General features: G+C 62.0%; 18 protein-coding genes and 1 other annotated feature. Of the genes, 14 read left to right on the top strand and 4 right to left on the bottom strand.

Going from position 1 to position 18,848, the window contains the following annotated elements:
- A complete protein-coding gene (sdeX, locus tag ACJ8IM_RS17345) occupies positions 1-1,188 on the bottom strand; it encodes a multidrug efflux RND transporter periplasmic adaptor subunit SdeX (protein WP_033637347.1) in 1,188 nt (395 codons plus the stop codon).
- A gap of 142 nt (positions 1,189-1,330) precedes the next feature.
- Here sdeX and acrR point away from each other — a divergent pair, with 142 nt between their 5' ends.
- The gene (acrR, locus tag ACJ8IM_RS17340; RefSeq protein WP_033653243.1) at positions 1,331-2,005 is read left to right on the top strand and encodes a multidrug efflux transporter transcriptional repressor AcrR; all 675 of its coding nucleotides are present in this window, start codon (positions 1,331-1,333) and stop codon (positions 2,003-2,005) included.
- An 11-nt stretch (positions 2,006-2,016) separates the two neighbouring features.
- On the top strand, positions 2,017-2,370 hold the full coding sequence (locus ACJ8IM_RS17335) for a DsrE/DsrF/TusD sulfur relay family protein (protein WP_033647269.1): 354 nt from the start codon (positions 2,017-2,019) through the stop codon (positions 2,368-2,370).
- Positions 2,371-2,646: 276 nt separating this feature from the next.
- Here ACJ8IM_RS17335 and rsmS read toward each other — a convergent pair whose 3' ends face one another.
- Positions 2,647-2,826 carry a pleiotropic regulatory protein RsmS gene (gene rsmS / locus ACJ8IM_RS17330; RefSeq protein ID WP_016928837.1) on the bottom strand — a complete coding sequence of 60 codons (180 nt, stop codon included), beginning with the start codon at positions 2,824-2,826 and terminating at the stop codon, positions 2,647-2,649.
- A 103-nt stretch (positions 2,827-2,929) separates the two neighbouring features.
- Positions 2,930-3,466 (bottom strand): primosomal replication protein PriC, encoded by a 537-nt coding sequence (gene priC / locus ACJ8IM_RS17325; protein WP_033653242.1) that lies wholly within the window; start codon positions 3,464-3,466, stop codon positions 2,930-2,932.
- Positions 3,467-3,600: 134 nt separating this feature from the next.
- On the opposite strand from priC, the gene ACJ8IM_RS17320 reads away from it, so the two are divergent.
- From ACJ8IM_RS17320 to ACJ8IM_RS17265, 12 genes are all read left to right on the top strand, one after another.
- Positions 3,601-3,981: a DUF454 family protein gene (locus ACJ8IM_RS17320; RefSeq protein WP_033653241.1), complete on the top strand. Its 381-nt coding sequence runs from the start codon at positions 3,601-3,603 to the stop codon at positions 3,979-3,981.
- 278 nt (positions 3,982-4,259) lie between these two features.
- Positions 4,260-4,811, top strand: coding sequence for an adenine phosphoribosyltransferase (gene apt / locus ACJ8IM_RS17315; protein WP_015376864.1), 552 nt, complete (start codon positions 4,260-4,262; stop codon positions 4,809-4,811).
- A gap of 92 nt (positions 4,812-4,903) precedes the next feature.
- On the top strand, positions 4,904-6,862 hold the full coding sequence (gene dnaX, locus ACJ8IM_RS17310; protein WP_033653240.1) for a DNA polymerase III subunit gamma/tau: 1,959 nt from the start codon (positions 4,904-4,906) through the stop codon (positions 6,860-6,862).
- Positions 6,195-6,259: a sequence feature (DnaX frameshifting element), on the top strand. It overlaps the preceding gene by 65 nt.
- A gap of 41 nt (positions 6,863-6,903) precedes the next feature.
- A complete protein-coding gene (locus ACJ8IM_RS17305; protein ID WP_004940264.1) occupies positions 6,904-7,233 on the top strand; it encodes a YbaB/EbfC family nucleoid-associated protein in 330 nt (109 codons plus the stop codon).
- A complete protein-coding gene (gene recR / locus ACJ8IM_RS17300; RefSeq protein ID WP_004940263.1) occupies positions 7,233-7,838 on the top strand; it encodes a recombination mediator RecR in 606 nt (201 codons plus the stop codon). The genes ACJ8IM_RS17305 and recR overlap by 1 nt, the downstream gene beginning before the upstream one ends.
- Positions 7,839-7,982: 144 nt before the next feature.
- Positions 7,983-9,848: a molecular chaperone HtpG gene (gene htpG, locus ACJ8IM_RS17295; protein ID WP_033637352.1), complete on the top strand. Its 1,866-nt coding sequence runs from the start codon at positions 7,983-7,985 to the stop codon at positions 9,846-9,848.
- A 202-nt stretch (positions 9,849-10,050) separates the two neighbouring features.
- Positions 10,051-10,695, top strand: coding sequence for an adenylate kinase (adk, locus tag ACJ8IM_RS17290; protein WP_004940261.1), 645 nt, complete (start codon positions 10,051-10,053; stop codon positions 10,693-10,695).
- A gap of 164 nt (positions 10,696-10,859) precedes the next feature.
- A complete protein-coding gene (locus ACJ8IM_RS17285; RefSeq protein ID WP_033653239.1) occupies positions 10,860-11,993 on the top strand; it encodes a sugar diacid recognition domain-containing protein in 1,134 nt (377 codons plus the stop codon).
- 119 nt (positions 11,994-12,112) lie between these two features.
- Complete coding sequence (locus ACJ8IM_RS17280; protein WP_015376868.1) at positions 12,113-13,378, top strand: GntP family permease; 1,266 nt, start codon at positions 12,113-12,115, stop codon at positions 13,376-13,378.
- 9 nt (positions 13,379-13,387) lie between these two features.
- A complete protein-coding gene (locus tag ACJ8IM_RS17275) occupies positions 13,388-14,551 on the top strand; it encodes a glycerate kinase (protein WP_033647266.1) in 1,164 nt (387 codons plus the stop codon).
- A gap of 119 nt (positions 14,552-14,670) precedes the next feature.
- The gene (gene hemH, locus ACJ8IM_RS17270; protein ID WP_033637355.1) at positions 14,671-15,633 is read left to right on the top strand and encodes a ferrochelatase; all 963 of its coding nucleotides are present in this window, start codon (positions 14,671-14,673) and stop codon (positions 15,631-15,633) included.
- Between the two features lie 90 nt (positions 15,634-15,723).
- Complete coding sequence (locus ACJ8IM_RS17265) at positions 15,724-17,028, top strand: inosine/guanosine kinase (RefSeq protein WP_101455754.1); 1,305 nt, start codon at positions 15,724-15,726, stop codon at positions 17,026-17,028.
- A 56-nt stretch (positions 17,029-17,084) separates the two neighbouring features.
- Here ACJ8IM_RS17265 and ybaL read toward each other — a convergent pair whose 3' ends face one another.
- Positions 17,085-18,776 carry a YbaL family putative K(+) efflux transporter gene (ybaL, locus tag ACJ8IM_RS17260; protein WP_033637356.1) on the bottom strand — a complete coding sequence of 564 codons (1,692 nt, stop codon included), beginning with the start codon at positions 18,774-18,776 and terminating at the stop codon, positions 17,085-17,087.
- Positions 18,777-18,848 lie beyond the last annotated feature (72 nt).

Here is an 18,848-nt window from a genome sequence, read left to right as displayed (position 1 = left end):
TTATGACTTCTGCGCTTCAGACTGCGGCTGTTTTTGCGCCTGAGTGTCAACTTCCTGCACTTTTACCTGCGCGCCCGGATGCACTTTCATCAGGCCGGAGACGATCACGCGATCGCCGGCTTTCAGGCCATCGGTAACCAGCCATTTGTCGCCAATCGCCTGGTCCGCCTTCAGCGTGCGCAGCTCAACTTTGTCGTCTGCCCCTACCACCAACGCCGTCGCTTCGCCGCGCGGGTTGCGGGTGACGCCTTGCTGAGGCACCAGCAGCGCATCGCTGCGCACGCCTTCGTCCAGACGGGCGCGCACGAACATGCCCGGCAGCAGCGTATCGTTCGGGTTAGGGAACAGGGCGCGAATGGTGATGGAGCCGGTGGTCTCGTCGACGGTGACGTCGGAGAATTCCAGCGTGCCTTCCTGCGCGTATTCGGTGCCGTTTTCCAACAGCAGTTTCACTTTAGCCTTGCCGTTTTCCTGCTTCAGCGCGCCGCTGGCCAACTCTTGCTTCAGGCGCAGGAAGTCGGTGCTCGACTGGGTGACGTCGACATACATCGGATCCAGCTGCTGCACGGTGGACAGGGCGGTCGCCTGGCCGTTGCTGACCAGCGCGCCTTCGGTCACGGCGGACTTGCCGATGCGGCCGGAGATCGGGGAGGTCACCTTGGTGTACGCCAGGTTGATGCGCGCGGTTTCCACGGCGGCCTTGGCGGCCACCACGGCGGCATCCGCCTGCTGCAGGGTGGAGACGGCGTTGTCGTAGTCCTGCTTGCTGATGTAGCTGGTACCCAGCAATGGCTTGTAGCGGTTTACCGTCACGCGTGCGATGGAAGCGCTGGCCTGTGCTTTGGCCAAATCGCCTTTCGCGCTGTCGTAGCTGGCTTGATAGGTGGCGGGATCGATTTGGTACAGAGACGTCCCGGCCTTGATATCGCTGCCTTCAACGAAGTTGCGCTTCAGGATGATGCCGCTGACCTGAGGGCGAACTTCGGCGATACGATACGCAGCGGTGCGGCCAGGAAGATCGGTAGTGATGTTGAGAGGCTCGGCCTTCAAGGTGACTACGCCCACTTCAGGCGCCTGTTGTTGGGCGCCTTGCTGTTGGGTTTCTTTATCGTTACATCCTGTTAGCACTAAGCTGCCTGAAAGCATCAGAACGGCCGCCAGAGGCGTTAACCCTCTGTTTTTGTTCATAGAAAAACCTCAAGTGTCCGATTTCAAAATGATCAATGGATCACAAGCTTTAAAACCCATTGCTGCGTTAATTATATGTGCGTGCTATGGTACATACATTCGCGAATGTATGTAAATCACACTCCCCCTAAATAACAATGCCATGGCACGAAAAACCAAACAGCAGGCGCAAGAAACCCGACAGCAAATCCTTGATGCTGCGGTGAGAGAGTTCTCTGAACGTGGCGTTGCTGCAACGTCACTGACAGATATTGCCACCGCTGCCGGGGTTACGCGTGGAGCCATTTACTGGCACTTCAAGAATAAGGTAGACCTGTTTAATGAAGTTTGGGAATCTACCGAGCCGAAAATTGACCAGCTCGAAACAGAGTATCAGGCAAAGTTTCCCGATAATCCACTGCGGGTTATCCGAGAAATTCTGATTTACATTCTGACGTCTACGGTTGAAGACGGCCGTAGGCGGGCGTTGATGGAAATTATATTCCACAAATGCGAGTTTGTCGGTGAAATGATGCCGCTGCTGGATTCGCGCAAGGTGCTGTATCTCGCCGGCTACGAACGCATCGAAGCGGTGCTGTATAACTGCATTCACCACGGGCAATTACCCGCCGATTTACATACCCGCCGCGCGGCGATCATCCTGCGCGGTTATATCACCGGCCTGATGGAAAACTGGCTGTTTATGCCGGAAAGTTTCGATCTGCGGGCCGAAGCCGAAGCGCTGGTGGACGCGTTTTTGGAAATGCTGCAGTTTTGCCCCACCTTGCGCCTCAAACCCGACGCGGCGACGCCTGACGCCGACCGCCTTCCTTTATAAGGAGAGATTTCATGTCATCCATTGTTCTCATCGCCAATGGCGCCGCCTATGGCCATGAATCCTTGTTCAATGCGCTGCGGCTGGCCATCGCCATGAAAGAGCAGCAGAGCAGTCTCGACCTGCGGCTGTTTCTGATGTCCGATGCGGTGGTGGCCGGGCTGGCCGGGCAGCAGCCGCACGAGGGATACCACCTGCAGCAGATGCTGGAGATCCTCACCGCGCAGCAGGTGCCGGTCAAGCTGTGCAAGACCTGTGCCGACGCGCGCGGCGTCAGCCGCTTGCCGCTGGCGGACGGCGTGGCGATCGGTACGTTGGTCGAGCTGGCGCAGTGGACGCTGGCGGCGGAAAAAGTGCTGACTTTCTGATTCCGCTGCAACGGGCCATCAGCTGCAACGCTTTTGTTGTTCGTTGCCCGCCGGTGGCCGTGACAATCTTCAGGCTTCTTAACCGATCCGAAGCTAAATCATGCAGCGCTGATTGATTCTGCCTTCTCTGGCGCCGCTCACGTTTGTCGGCGCATCGCCGCCGCGATACGCTTTTTTTTCCTTGTTTATTTGCGCGCTCAGCTCGCCGGACGAAGGCGGCCAGACGGCGGGCTGATGAGCGTTGAAAGACGAAAGGGACAGCGGCGCTGTCCCTGATTACTGTCCGGCAGGCAGATAGGGAGAGGTGACGCCGGCGCGCTGCAGTTTTTCCTGATAATCCCGTTTGACGATATCCAGCGCCGCCAGCGCGGTGGCCGGATCGATCTCGTTGCATTCCAGCAGGTAAATCAAGTCTACCGCCAGCTGCAGTTCGGGTGAGGCGTTTTCCAGAGACATAGCACCTGCGCTTAATTAATGGAATGAATAACTCGCGTACCGGCAGAGTATAGTGAACCCGGCGCGCAACCGGGAATAATCATTAAAATATTGTGATAAATCTTCAAAAACCGTTTTCTTTGCGCTCGATATTGCGCTCGATGCGCGCCAGCGCCTGGCGGCAGCGCATCAGGCGCCCCTCCAGCGCCGCCAGCTCGTGCTGCAGCTTTTGCTGTGCCGCCAGCGTGGTCTGGCGGCCGAGCAGGCTTTCCCGATCCTGAATCATGGCGATCAGCCGGCGTTCGTAGTCCTGATGCTCGGCCAGCTTGTGGTACAGATCGGCCTCGGGGGCTTCTTTCGGCTGGTTCTTGCGCCGCAGCGCCTGGGTGGCCAACTCGCGCTGCAGGGCAGCGATCTGAGCCACCAGTTTTTCGGCCAGAAAGGCCACCTGGCTGGTACGGCTGTCGTTGGCGGCGCTTTGCAGCTGGGCGAAATTCTTCTCCACCTCGGCCAGGTAGTCGCGCAGCCGCGTGCCGCGGTTGGCGAACAGGGCGGCGTCGAAGCGCGCCTGCGGGATCGGAACGTCGCCGCGCGGGGTCACTTCGGCCGCCAGCGCCGCGATCTGCTGTGCCAACACCTGTAATAGACGCTGAGTGCTCACATAAGCTCCCTCTTGATTTCAACAGGCGTAAGCTTGCCCGCGATCCTGCCGTGAAACAAGCGCTGCACGCATATTCCGCCGGCGCGGCGCCGATGCTACAGTAGGCGGCAACCGATTGAGGAGCGAAGAGCCGCATGACGCGTGGGGTATTGATCATTTTGGGCTGGCTGGCGGTGGTGCTGGCGACGTTGGGCGTGGTGCTGCCGCTGTTGCCGACCACGCCGTTTCTGCTGTTGGCCGCCTGGTGTTTCGCCCGCTCTTCGCCGCGCTTTCATCACTGGCTGCTGCACCGCTCCTGGTTCGGCCCCTACCTGCGCCACTGGCAACAGCATCGCGCGCTGCCGCCGGGAGCGAAGTGGAAGGCGGTGCTGGTGATCGTGCTCACCTTCGCCTGTTCGCTGTGGCTGGTGAAAATCTGGTGGGTGCGCGGGCTGTTGCTGCTGATGCTGGCCATTTTGCTGACCTTTATGCTGCGCCTGCCGGTTACTGACCTGCCGCAACAAAAACAGCGCTGATTGTCCCTTAAACTCCCCAATAGCTTTCAAGCCGCAGCTAGACGACAAACGCAGGCATCCCCGGGAGCTTACTTAGGTAAGTGACCGGGGGGAATGCGTGCAGTCAACAACGCTGCGGGTTGAAAGATGCAGGGGAGAGTTGCATTTGTCCGCCAGTTTGCATAGATTTGGGCGTTTTCGTGCGCGGATCGCCTGCCATTTCATCTCCGGTGTGTTTCACCCGGCGGCGGCGGGTGAGCGGCGCGCCGGTTTTCAGGCAGTTTTATCAGGCAACAATTATGACCGCTACTGCGCAGCAGCTTCAGTTTATTAAAGACAGTATCAAAACCATCCCGGATTATCCGAAGCCGGGCATCCTGTTCCGCGACGTGACCAGCCTGCTGGAAAACCCGTTGGCCTACGCCGCCAGCATCGAGCTGCTGGTTGAGCGCTATCGCGAAGCGGGCGTGACCAAGGTGGTGGGTACCGAAGCGCGTGGTTTCCTGTTCGGCGCGCCCGTCGCGCTGGCGTTGGGCGTCGGTTTCGTGCCGGTGCGCAAACCGGGCAAACTGCCGCGCGCCACGCTCAGCGAAAGCTATGAGCTGGAGTACGGCACCGACAAGCTGGAGATCCACACCGACGCCATCACCGCGGGTGACAAAGTGCTGGTGGTGGACGATCTGCTGGCGACCGGCGGCACCATCGAAGCGACCACCAAACTGATCCGCCGCCTGGGCGGTGAAGTGAACGACGCCGCATTCATCATCAACCTGCCGGATCTGGGCGGGGAAGCGCGTCTGAACAAGCTGGGCATCGACTGCTACTGCCTGGTGGACTTCGCCGGCCATTGATGCGGCATTGCCCCTTGGGCACAACGGCCTCGCGGATCGCCGCGGGGCTGTGTTAGCATGACCCTCCAGATTCCTCGACTTCTCCGGTATTAATGAGCTATCAGGTTCTCGCCCGTAAGTGGCGCCCTCAAACGTTCGCAGACGTGGTCGGCCAGGAACATGTCCTGACCGCGCTGGCCAACGGCCTCTCGCTGGGGCGGATCCATCACGCCTATCTGTTCTCGGGCACGCGCGGCGTGGGGAAAACCACCATCGCGCGCCTGCTGGCCAAAGGCCTGAACTGTGAAACCGGCATCACCGCCACGCCGTGCGGCCAATGCGACAACTGCCGCGAGATCGAGCAGGGGCGCTTCGTCGATCTGATCGAGATCGACGCCGCTTCCCGAACCAAGGTGGAAGATACCCGCGATCTGCTGGACAACGTTCAGTACGCGCCGGCGCGCGGCCGCTTCAAGGTCTACCTGATCGATGAAGTGCACATGCTCTCGCGCCACAGCTTCAACGCGTTGCTCAAGACGCTGGAAGAGCCGCCGCCGCACGTCAAATTCCTGTTGGCCACCACCGATCCGCAAAAGCTGCCGGTGACCATTCTCTCGCGCTGTCTGCAATTCCACCTCAAGGCGCTGGACGTCGATCAGATCCGCCAGCAGCTGGAAACGGTGCTGACGGCGGAGCAGATCACCAGCGACGCCCGCGCGCTGCAGCTGCTGGCGCGCGCCGCCGACGGCAGCATGCGCGATGCGCTGAGCCTGACCGATCAGGCGATCGCCATGGGGCAGGGGCAGGTGACCGCCGCCACCGTCAGCCAGATGCTCGGCACGCTCGATGACGAACAGCCGCTGGCGATCCTCGAAGCGCTGGTCAGCGCCGACGGCGAAAAGGTGATGGCTCAGGTCGCACAGGCCGCTTCGCGCGGCGTGGACTGGGAAAACCTGCTGGTGGAGACGCTGGCGCTGCTGCACCGCATTGCGATGGTGCAGCTGCTGCCTTCGATGCTCGACAATCAGTACGCCGCCGTGGAACAACGGCTGCGCGAGCTGGCGCGCACCCTGCCGCCGGCCGATGTGCAACTTTACTACCAGACGCTGTTGGTCGGCCGCAAAGAGCTGGCCTATGCGCCGGATCGCCGCATGGGGGTTGAGATGACCCTGCTGCGCGCGCTGGCGTTTCACCCGAAAGCGGTGATCCCGGAGCCGGTGGCGTTGGTGCAGACCGCGCCGGCGCCGATGGCGCAGCCGCAGGCCGCCGCATCGCAACAGCCGCCGCAGTTTCAGGACGCACCGCCGCCGCTAGGGCAGCCGGCCGCGCCACCGCGGCAATCATCGACCCCATTACCGGATGCCACCGCCCAGCTGTTGAAAGCGCGGTCCCAGCTGCAGCGGCAGCAGGGAGCATCCACACCAAAAAAGAATGAGCCGGCGGCGCCAGGAATAGCGCGGCCGGCAAACTCGGCGCTGGGGCGTTTGGCTTCCGTGACCGAGCGTAGCCAGCAGCGTCTGGCGGAGAAGAAGGTGCCGGAAAAACCGGCCAAGCCGGAAGCCTATCGCTGGCGCGCGCAGACCGAGCCGGAAGCGGCGCCGGAACCGCTGGCGACGCCGAAAGCGCTGCGCACGGCGTTGGAGCACGAGAAAACGCCGGAGCTGGCCGCCAAGCTGGTGGTGGAGTCGCTGGAGCGCGACGCCTGGGCGGCGGAAATCGATAAGCTCAAGATTCCGAAACTGGTGCAGCAGCTGGCGTTGAACGCCTTCAAGCAGCAGCCGGAAGCGGGCAAGATTTGCCTCCATCTGCGGTCTTCGCAGCGTCATCTGAATTCGCCTTCGGCGCAGAAGACGCTGGCCGAAGCGCTCGGCGAGCTGTACGGCAGCCCGATCGAGCTGACCGTGATAGAGGACGATAATCCGGCGGAGCGCACCCCGCTGGAATGGCGACAAGCCATCTATGAAGAAAAGCTGGCGCAGGCGCGCCAGTCCATCGTTGCGGATACCCATATTCAGACGCTGTGCCGGTTCTTCGACGCGGATCTGGATGAAGAGAGTATCCGCCCCCTTTAAACGCCGCGCGAGGTGCGCGGCCCTAGCGACGAGAGACGACTATGTTTGGTAAAGGCGGTCTGGGCAACCTGATGAAGCAAGCCCAGCAAATGCAAGAAAAAATGCAGCAGATGCAGGAAGAAGTCGCCAAATTGGAAGTGACCGGCGAGTCTGGCGCGGGCCTGGTGAAGGTCACCATCAACGGCGCGCACAACTGCCGCCGCGTGGAGATCGATCCTAGCCTGATGGAAGACGACAAAGAGATGCTGGAAGATCTGATCGCCGCCGCGTTCAACGACGCCGCGCGCCGCATCGAAGAGACCCAGAAAGAGAAGATGGCCTCCGTCTCCAGCGGCATGCAGTTGCCGCCTGGCTTCAAGATGCCGTTCTGATGCAAACCAGCCCGCTCCTTGAATCCCTGATGGAGGCGCTGCGCTGCCTGCCGGGCGTCGGCCCGAAATCGGCGCAGCGCATGGCGTTTCAGCTGCTGCAGCGCGATCGCAGCGGCGGCATGCGCCTGGCGCAGGCGTTGACGCGCGCGATGTCGGAAATCGGCCACTGCGCCGACTGCCGCACCTTCACCGAGCAGGACGTCTGCACCATCTGCGCCAATCCGCGCCGTCAGCAAAACGGCCAGATTTGCGTGGTGGAAAGCCCGGCGGATATCCATGCCATCGAGCAGACCGGCCAGTTCGCCGGGCGCTACTTTGTGCTAATGGGGCATCTGTCGCCGCTGGACGGCATCGGGCCGGGCGATATCGGTCTGGATCGCCTGGAGCAACGGCTGGAAAAGGAGAGCATCACCGAAGTGATCCTCGCCACCAACCCGACGGTGGAAGGGGAAGCGACCGCCAACTATATCGCCGAGATGTGCGGCCAGTATGGTGTGCTCGCCAGCCGCATCGCCCACGGCGTGCCGGTGGGCGGCGAGCTGGAGATGGTCGACGGCACCACGCTGTCGCATTCGCTGGCCGGGCGCCATGCCATCAAGTTCTGATGTTTTCCCGGATGGGGCCGTTCGGCCCCGTCATTTTTTTGCCAAAAATCTCCCGCCGTCCGCTTGAAAAACAAGACCCTGACCCTCATCTGATCCTTATTGTTCGATTTTGGTAGCCATTGTCTTTTGAGGTAATCAATGAGTATGAAAGGTCAAGAAACCCGCGGGTTCCAGTCTGAAGTAAAACAGCTGCTTCATTTGATGATCCATTCGCTGTACTCCAACAAAGAAATTTTCCTGCGCGAGCTGATTTCCAACGCCTCTGACGCCGCCGACAAGCTGCGTTTCCGCGCCCTGTCCGCGCCAGAGCTGTACGCCGGCGACGGCGAGCTGCGCGTCCGCTTGTCCTTCGATAAAGAGCAGCGCACCCTGACCATCGCCGACAACGGCATCGGCATGCGCCGCGAAGAAGTGATCGAAAACCTCGGCACCATCGCCAAGTCCGGCACCAAAGCGTTCCTGGAATCCATCGGTTCCGACCAGGCGAAAGACAGCCAGCTGATCGGCCAGTTCGGCGTCGGTTTCTACTCGGCGTTCATCGTGGCGGACAAAGTGACCGTGCGCACCCGCGCCGCCGGCGCCGCCGATGACGAAGGCGTGTTCTGGGAGTCCGCCGGCGAAGGCGACTACACCATCGCCGACATCACCAAAGAGACGCGCGGTACCGAAATCACCCTGCATCTGCGCGAAGGCGAAGATGAATACCTCGACGCCTGGCGCCTGCGCTCGGTGATCGGCAAATATTCCGATCACATCGCCTTGCCGGTAGAGATCGAAAGCAAAAACGAAGAAGACGACACCGTCACCTGGGAGAAGATCAACAAGGCGCAGGCCCTGTGGACCCGCAGCAAGGCTGACGTGACCGACGAAGAGTACAAAGAGTTCTACAAGCACATCGCCCACGACTTCACCGATCCGCTGAGCTGGAGCCACAACCGGGTAGAAGGCAAGCAGGAGTACACCAGCCTGCTGTATATCCCGGCGCAGGCGCCGTGGGACATGTGGAACCGCGATCACAAGCATGGCTTGAAGCTGTACGTGCAGCGCGTGTTCATCATGGACGACGCCGAGCAGTTCATGCCGAACTACCTGCGCTTCGTGCGCGGCCTGATCGACTCCAACGATCTGCCGCTGAACGTGTCGCGCGAGATCCTGCAAGACAGCCGCGTGACGCAAAACCTGCGCGGCGCGCTGACCAAGCGCGTGCTGCAGATGCTGGATAAGCTGGCCAAAGATGACGCCGAAGGCTACCAGAAATTCTGGCAGCAGTTCGGTCTGGTGCTGAAAGAGGGCCCGGCGGAAGACCACGGCAACCAGGAAGCGATCGCCAAGCTGCTGCGCTTTGCCTCCACCCACGGCGACAGCTCGGCGCAGACCGTGTCGCTGGAAGAGTACGTCGGCCGCATGGCGGAAGGGCAGGAGAAGATTTACTACATCACCGCCGACAGCTACGCCGCCGCCAAGAGCAGCCCGCACCTGGAGCTGTTCCGCAAGAAAGGCATCGAAGTGCTGTTGCTGTCCGATCGCATCGACGAGTGGATGATGAGCTATCTGACCGAATTCGACGGCAAGCCGTTCCAGTCGGTTAGCAAAGCGGATGAAACGCTGGATAAACTGGCGGATGAAACCGAAGAGCAGAAGGCCGCCGAGAAGCAGCTGGAGCCGTTCATCGAACGCGTGAAAACCCTGCTGGGCGAGCGGGTGAAGGATGTGCGCCTGACGCACCGCCTGACCGATACGCCGGCGATCGTGGTGACCGACGCCGACGAAATGAGCACCCAGATGGCCAAGCTGTTCGCCGCCGCCGGCCAGCAGGCGCCGGAAGTGAAGTACATTTTCGAGCTTAATCCGGAGCATGCTCTGGTCAAACGCGCATCCGATGTGGGCGATAACGAACATTTCGCCGAATGGATCGACCTGTTATTGGATCAGGCGCTGCTGGCTGAACGCGGCACGCTGGAAGATCCGAACCTGTTCATCCGTCGCATGAACAAGTTGCTGTCCGCCTGAAACTGAAAATATGCGCCCTTAACGGCACCGTTAGGGGCGCATTGCCGATTTTTCCCCGCTTTTTCTCGCCTTTTGCTTGCCCGCTTTTTTGCACATTCCGCAATCGATTTCCTTCGCGCGCCTTGAGCCTGCCCCCCCTGAAATGGTATCGTTGAGCGTTTTCGCAATTTTATAAAAACTACATAGCAAGGGGATTTACGCAATGCGTATCATTCTGCTGGGCGCTCCGGGCGCTGGTAAAGGTACTCAGGCTCAATTCATCATGGAGAAATACGGCATTCCGCAAATCTCCACCGGTGATATGTTGCGCGCAGCCGTGAAGGCCGGCAGTGAGCTGGGCAAGCAGGCGAAAGAGATCATGGACGCCGGCAAGCTGGTGACCGATGAGCTGGTGATCGCGCTGGTCAAAGAGCGCATCGCTCAGGAAGATTGCCGCAAGGGCTTCCTGCTGGACGGTTTCCCACGCACCATTCCGCAGGCTGACGCGATGAAAGAAGCCGGCATCAACGTGGACTTCGTGCTGGAGTTCGACGTGCCGGACGAGCTGATCGTTGACCGTATCGTTGGCCGCCGCGTGCACGCGCCGTCCGGCCGCGTATACCACGTGAAGTTCAACCCGCCGCAGGTGGAAGGCAAAGACGACGTGACCGGCGAAGAGCTGACCACGCGCAAGGACGATCAGGAAGAGACCGTGCGCAAGCGCCTGGTGGAATACCATCAGATGACCGCGCCGCTGATCTCTTACTACAGCAAAGAAGCGGCGGCGGGCAACACCCAATACCGCAAAATCGACGGCACCCGCAAGGTGGCCGAAGTGAGCGCAGAGCTGGCGACCATCCTCGGTTGATCGCAAGCACGTTGTGCATGACGCCGGGCCTGTGGCCCGGCGTTTTTTTTGCCGTTTTCCCGCCAAATTGTGATCGCGGCGGCTTGTTGCGGCCGTGCCCGTTAATCGCCCGCGCCAAATAGCGTATAACAAGCCTGCGTTTTCACCCTCAGCAGGGAGCGGGCATGCTCAGAGAAACCAATCTTCTGGCGGAAGCCACCGCGCGCCAGATCGTCCAGCGGGCGATGGGCATCATCAGCCATTCCGTCAACGTGATGGACAGCAACGGCGTGATTATCGCCTCCGGCAACCCGCAGCGCCTGTTCCAGCGCCATGAAGGCGCGGTGCTGGCGCTGGCGGAAAATCGGGTGGTGGAAATCGACCGCGCCACCGCCGAACATCTGAAGGGCGTGCGGCCCGGCATCAACCTGCCGTTCAGCTTTCGCAACCAGCGAGTGGGGGTGATCGGCATCTCCGGCGAACCGGCCGAGGTGCGCGCCTACGCCGAGCTGGTGAAGATGGCGGCGGAGATGATGGTGGAGCAGGCGGCGCTGCTGGATCAGCACCAGTGGGAAAAACGCTACCGGGAAGAGCTGGCGAATCAGCTGCTGCAGCCCCAGCCGAACACCGCGTCGCTGGCGGCGATGGCGGCGTATTTGGGATTGGATCTGCGCCAGGCGCGCATCGTGTGGATCGTCGAGCTGCAAGAGGCGCAGCCGCACCTGCTGCGCGAGCTGCTGGCGGAGCTGGAGGCCACCCAGCGCGACGCGTTGATCGCCATTACCGGCTTCAATGAAATGACCCTGCTGCGCCCGGCCTGCATGGTGCAGGGCGAATGGAGCCTGAAGCTGGAGCGCCAACAGGCCCAGCGTTTGCAAAACCAACTCAAACACCGCTTCCGGGTGCGGCTGATCGTCGGCGGTTTTTATGACGATCCGCAAAGCGCCTATCGTTCCAGCCTGACGGCGCGCGCCACTCAGGCGATGGCGCAGCGCCTGAAACTGCGTCACGCCACGCTGTTCTACCACGACTACCCGCTGCCGTCGCTGTTGTGCGATCTGGGGGAGGATTGGCGCGCGCAGGAGCTGGGTCGCCCCTGGCGGACGCTGGGCGAACAGGACGAAAAAGGCGTGCTGCGCGGCACGCTGCGCCACTATTTTTCGCAGAATTGTGATCAGACGCAGACCGCCGCACAGCTGCATATCCACGTCAATACCCTGCGCTATCGCCTGCAGCGTATCGAAGCGATAACCGGCATGAAAATCAACCAATTAACCGACGCTCTGCGGTTATATATCGGCATGCTGATGCACGACTGAGTTGTGCCAACCCACAAATTCCACGCCGTTCCCCCGGCGATTTTTTGTTGTTTCCCCTCAGGCCAACGCCGGGCGCGCGGGATATGTTGGCCTGCACATCAACCACGGAGAAAACAACAATGACAACCGTATCCACTCTGGGGGCGCTGGTGGCGTTAGCCGTCGCCATCGTCCTGATTCTACGCAAGGTGCCGCCGGCTTACGGCATGATCGCCGGCGCGCTGGCGGGCGGGCTGTGCGGCGGCGCCGACCTGGTGCAGACCGTAACGCTGATGATCGGCGGGGCGCAGGGCATCACCAACGCCGTGATGCGCATCCTGGCGGCGGGGGTGCTGGCCGGGGTGCTGATCGAATCCGGCGCGGCGCATACCATCGCCGAAACTATCGTGCGCAAGGTGGGCGAAACCCGCGCGCTGCTGGCGCTGGCGGTGGCTACACTGATCCTGACGGCGGTGGGGGTATTTATCGACGTGGCGGTGATCACCGTCGCACCGATCGCGCTGTCGATAGCCCAAAAGGCCGGCATTTCGCGCGCGGCGATCCTGCTGGCGATGATCGGTGGCGGCAAGGCCGGCAACGTGATGTCGCCCAACCCGAACACCATCGCGGCGGCGGACAATTTCCACGTGCCGCTCACCTCGGTAATGATGGCCGGCATCGTGCCGGGGCTGTGCGGCCTGGTGGTGGCCTATCTGCTGGCGCGCCGCCTGAGCGATAAAGGCAGCAAAGTGATGGCCGAAGAGCTGACTCAGCATGCCGAAGGGGCGCGGCCAGGCTTCGCTGCAGCGATCAGCGCGCCGCTGGTGGCGATCCTGCTGCTGTCGCTGCGGCCGATCGCCGGCATCGCCGTCGATCCGCTGATCGCGCTGCCGGCCGGCGGCTTGGCGGGCGCGCTGCTGATGGGGCGCATCCGCCAGTGCAATCAGTTTATGGTCTCCGGCCTGTCGCGCATGGCGCCGGTGGCGATCATGCTGCTCGGCACCGGCACGCTGGCGGGCATTATCGCCAACTCGGCGCTGAAGGATGTCTTGATTAACGGCTTAACGCACACCGGGCTGCCGGCCTGGCTGCTGGCGCCGCTGTCCGGCGCGCTGATGTCGATGGCGACCGCGTCGACCACCGCCGGCACCGCCGTGGCTTCCGGGGTGTTCAGCTCCACGCTGCTTGAGCTGGGCGTGAGCGGGCTGGCCGGCGCAGCGATGATCCATGCGGGCGCCACGGTGCTGGATCATCTGCCGCACGGCAGCTTCTTCCACGCCACCGGCGGCAGCGTCAATATGGCGGTGCACGAGCGGCTGAAGCTGCTGCCGTACGAAACGCTGGTGGGGTTCACCATTGCGGCAATCTCGGCGCTGATGTTTGGCGTATTTAACCTGGCGGGATAAGGAACAGTGATGAAAACGCTGAAAAAAGTGGTTATTGCCCCGGATTCTTTCAAAGAGAGCCTGAGCGCGCTCGGCGTCGCCGACGCCATCGAGCGGGGGTTCCGCCAAATTTACCCGCAGGCGCACTACGTGAAGCTGCCGATGGCGGACGGCGGCGAAGGCACGGTGGAGTCGATGGTGGCGGCCACCGGCGGTGAAATCGTCCAGGTGACGGTCACCGGGCCGCTGGGGGAGCCGGTGCAGGGGTTCTATGGCCTGCTGGGCGACGGCGAAACCGCGGTGATTGAAATGGCCGCCGCCTCAGGGCTGCACCTGGCGCCGCCCGGCCGGCGCGATCCGCGCATCACCACCAGTTACGGCACCGGCGAACTGATGCTGGCGGCGCTGGAACGCGGCGTGAAGGCGGTCATTCTCGGCATCGGCGGCAGCGCCACCAACGACGGCGGCGCCGGGATGATGCAGGCGCTGGGCGTGAAGTTGCTGGATAAGGCCCGCCGGCCGCTGCCGGCGGGCGGAGCGGCGCTGGCGCAGCTGGCGCATCTCGATCTCGCCGGGCTGGATGCGCGTTGGCAACGGGTGAGCGTGACCGCCGCCTGCGACGTCGATAACCCGCTGTGCGGCGAAAAGGGCGCCTCGGCGGTGTTCGGGCCGCAGAAGGGAGCGACGCCGGAGATGGTGGCGCAGCTCGATGCGGCGCTGTATCACTATGGCGAGCTGCTGGAACGGGAAACCGGCCGCGCGGTGCTCACCCAGCCAGGGGCGGGCGCGGCGGGCGGCATGGGGGCGGCGCTGCTCGGCATGCTCAATGCGCGCTTGCGGCCGGGCATCGAGATCGTCACCGAAACCCTGCGCCTGGATGAGGCGGTGCGCGATGCCGATCTGGTGATCACCGGGGAAGGCCGGCTGGACAGCCAGTCGATCCACGGCAAAACGCCGATCGGCGTGGCGCGGGTGGCCAAGCGCCACGGCGTGCCGGTGATCGCCATCGCCGGCAGCCTGACGTCGGATTACCAGGTGGTGCATCAACACGGCATCGACGCGGCGTTTTCGGTGCTCGATGGCATCGTGACGCTGGAAGAAGCGCTGGCGGGCGCCGATCGCAATCTGCAGGTGACGGCGCGCAACGTGGCGGCGGTGTGGCGACTGGCGCAAGGGGGAGGCCCACAGGCATAGCCTGTTGCTGTTATCGGTTTCGATGCTCGACTTTTCCGTTACAATAGCCGGCATTAATGGCTGCTGACATCCCGACCCAGAACGGAATGCCGGCCGGAAAGGAAATGAGGGGAACTGAGATGAAGCAAGAGAAACACGGCGTATTGCTGGTGAACCTGGGCACGCCAGATGCGCCGACCTCGTCGGCGGTCAAACGCTATCTGAAGGAATTCCTCAGTGACGATCGCGTGGTCGACACGGCGCCGCTGATCTGGTGGCCGATCCTCAACGGCGCGATCTTGCCGATCCGTTCGCCGCGCGTGGCGAAGCTCTATCAGTCGGTGTGGATGGAAGAAGGCTCGCCGCTGCTGGTGTACAGCCGCCGCCAACAGCGGGCGCTGGCGGCGCGCATGCCGAATACGCCGGTGGAGCTGGGCATGAGCTACGGCTCGCCGAGCCTGGCGGAAGCCATCGACAAGCTGTTGGCGCAGGGCGTGACCAACCTGGTGGTGCTGCCGCTCTATCCGCAATATTCCTGTTCCACCAGCGCGGCGGTATGGGATGGCGTAGCGCGGGTGCTGAAAGGCTATCGCCGCTTGCCTTCTGTGGCCTTCATCCGCGATTACGCCGAACACCCGGCCTACATCGCCGCGCTGCAGCAAAGCGTGGAGCGCTCGTTCGCCGAGCATGGCCAGCCGGATCGGTTGGTGCTGTCGTTCCACGGCATCCCCAAACGCTATGCACGCCTGGGCGACGACTACCCGCAGCGCTGCGAGGATACGCTGCGAGCGCTGAGCGCCACATTGCCGCTGGCGCCGGAGCGAGTGATGATGACGTACCAATCGCGCTTCGGCCGCGAGCCGTGGCTGACGCCGTACACCGATGAGACCCTGAAGGGGCTGCCGGCGCAGGGCGTGAAGCACATTCAGCTGATTTGCCCGGGTTTCTCGGCGGACTGCCTGGAAACGTTGGAAGAGATCAAGGAGCAGAACCGCGAGATCTTCCTCGAGGCCGGCGGCGAGAAGTTTGAGTATATCTCTGCGTTGAACGACGAGCCGGCGCATATCGATATGATGCAGCAGCTGGTGGCGCAGCGCCTCTAATCATCAATAATCTGTATATTAGAATCATCGTGATCGGGCGGGAATGTGTTAACATTCTCCGCTTGTTAAACCGCCACCACCGCCAATCACATGAAATTTCCTGGTAAACGCAAGTCCAAACACTATTTCCCGGTGAGCGCCCGCGATCCGCTTCTGCAGCAGGCCCAGCCCGAAAGTGAAATCAGCACCTCGTATATCGTCGGCATCGACCAGACGCTGGTGGATATCGAGGCGAAGGTGGACGACGCTTTTGTCCAGCGCTACGGCCTGAGCCTGGGCCACTCTCTGGTGATCGAAGACGACGTCGCCGAGGCGCTGTATCAGGAACTGAATGAAAACAACCTGGTTACTCATCAGTTCGCCGGCGGCACCATCGGCAATACCATGCACAACTATTCGGTGCTGGCGGACGATCGCTCGGTGCTGCTCGGCGTGATGTGCAGCAACGTGAAAATCGGCTGCTACGCCTACCGTTACCTGTGCAATACCTCCAGCCGTACCGATCTCAACTATCTGCAGGGCGTAGACGGCGCCATCGGCCGCTGTTTCACGCTGATTGGCGAAAGCGGCGAGCGCACCTTCGCCATCAACCCGGGCCAAATGAACCAGCTGCGCCCGGAAAGCATTCCTGAAGAAGTGATCGCCGGCGCGTCGGCGCTGGTGCTGAGCTCTTATCTGGTGCGCTGCAAGGAAGGGGAGCCGATGAAGGCCGCCACCCTGCAGGCGATCGAATACGCCAAAAAGCACGACGTGCCGGTGGTGTTGACGCTGGGCACCAAGTACGTCATTGCCGACAACCCACAGTGGTGGCGCGACTTCCTGAAGGAAAACGTGACGATTCTGGCGATGAACGAAGACGAAGCGCTGGAGCTGACCGGGCTGAGCGATCCGCTGACCGCCTCGGACATGGCGCTGGAGTGGGTGGATCTGGTGCTGTGCACCGCCGGGCCGAACGGCCTGTATATGGCGGGCTACACCGAAGAGGCCAACAAGCGCCAGACCCAGCACCCGCTGCTGCCGGGGCATATCGCCGAGTTCAACCGCTACGAATTCAGCCGCGCCATGCGCCGCGAACACTGTGAAAATCCGCTGCGCGTTTATTCGCACATCGCGCCGTATATGGGCGGGCCGGAGAAGATTATGAACACCAACGGCGCCGGCGACGGCGCGCTGTCGGCGTTGCTGCACGATATCGCCGCCAACGGCTATCACCGCCACAACGTGCCGAACTCCAGCAAGCACGTGCGCAGCTACCTGACTTACTCCTCCCTGGCGCAGGTGTGCAAATACGCCAACCGCGTCAGCTACCAGGTGTTGAACCAGCATTCGCCGCGCCTCACTCGCGGCCTGCCGGAGCGGGAAGACAGCCTGGAAGAGTCTTACTGGGAGCGTTAACCCGCTGAAAAAGAAAAGGTCCGGCATGCCGGACCTTTTTTTGCGCGCGTGGCGCTTCAGATAGGGCAGCCGCCCATTTTTTCTTCTTCGCTCAGGGTGTCCAGCTGCAGGATGTTCAGCATGCTGTTGGCGATCTCCCGTTCGCCCATCACTACCTGGTTGGCGCCGCGATCGGTGATGTAGGCCACCTCGTCGTCGTAGTGGGCGCGGGCGATGATCTCGATATTCGGCCGCTTGGCGCGCGCCGAGGCGACGATCTCGCCGGCCTCATAGCCGTTGGGGATGGTCAGCAGCAGCCAGCGCGCGCAGTCGAGCCGCGCCAGATCCATCACTTCCGGATTGGCGGCATTGCCCAGCACCGTCTTGATGCCCTGTTCGCGCAGCGCTTCCACCCGCGGGCGGGAGTTCTCGATCACCACCAGCGGGATGCCCGCTTCGGCCAGTTTGCCGCCCAGCAGGCTGCCGACGCGGCCATAGCCGACCACCAGCGCGTGATTGCACATATCCACCGGGATTTGCTTCTCTTCTTCCACCGCCTCTTCGAGGATTTGGTCTTCGATGGTTTCGGTCTTGGCCAGATAGCGTTCCAGCAGGGTGAACAACAGCGGATTGAGCATGATGGACAGAATGGCGCCGGCCAGTACCAGATTGCGGCCGTGTTCCGACATCATGCCGAGCGCAATGCCGAGGCCCGCCAGAATAAAGGCGAACTCGCCGATTTGCGCCAGGCTGGCGGAAATGGTCAGCGCGGTGCGCTTGGAGTGACCGAACATTTTCACCAGCAGGAACGCGGCGGCGGATTTGCCGAACACGATGATCGCCAGCGTCGCCAGCACCGCCAGCGGTTCGTTAATCACGATCATCGGATCGAACAGCATGCCGACCGAGACGAAGAACAGCACTGCGAATGCGTCGCGCAGCGGCAGGGTGTCGTGCGCCGCGCGGTGGCTCAGTTCGGACTCGTTCAGCACCATGCCGGCGAAGAAAGCGCCCAGCGCGAAGGAGACGTCGAACAGCTTCACCGCGCCGTAGGCGATGCCGAGCGCCAGCGCCAATACCGCCAGGGTGAACAGCTCGCGCGAGCCGGTGCTGGCGGTTTTTGACAGGATCCACGGCACCAGCCGGCGGCCGACCACGATCATCAGCGCGATAAAGGCGATGACCTTACCGATGGTCAGCGCCAGCTCCATCAGCAGCTGGCTGCTGCTGGCGTTGTCGTTGCCCAGCATGTTGCCGAAGGCCGGCAGCAATACCAGCGTCAGCACCATCGCCAAATCTTCGACGATCAGCCAGCCGATGGCGATTTGCCCGCGCTGGCTGTCGATCAGCTGCCGCTCCTCCAGCGCGCGCAGCAGCACCACGGTGCTGGCGGTGGAGAGGCAGAGGCCGAACACCAGGCCGGAGATCAGATCCCAGCCGAGCAGCTTGGACAGCCCCATGCCGAGCAGGGTGGCGACGGCTATTTGCGCTACGGCGCCGGGAATGGCGATAGATTTTACTGCGAGGAGGTCTTTCAAAGAGAAGTGCAGGCCAACACCGAACATCAACAGGATAACGCCGATTTCCGCCAGTTCCGGCGCCAATGAGGTATCGGCGACGAAACCGGGGGTGAACGGGCCGGCGAGCACGCCTGCGGCCAGATACCCCACCAGAGGGGAGATGCGCAGGCGGTTCGCCAGCATGCCGAGGAGGAAGGCGAGTACTAACCCTCCGACGATGGTGGTAATGAGCGGTGTTGAATTATGCATCCATACTCCTTCTGGCTATGCATCGCGGCACGGGAGAAACGCAACAAAGTTACGAAAAGATACATTTAGTTT

Origin of the sequence: Serratia sp. CY33525 (assembly GCF_052169115.1) — a bacterium.
Taxonomy (GTDB): Bacteria; Pseudomonadota; Gammaproteobacteria; order Enterobacterales; family Enterobacteriaceae; genus Serratia; species Serratia sarumanii.
This window is presented reverse-complemented; position numbering and strand designations above follow the sequence as displayed.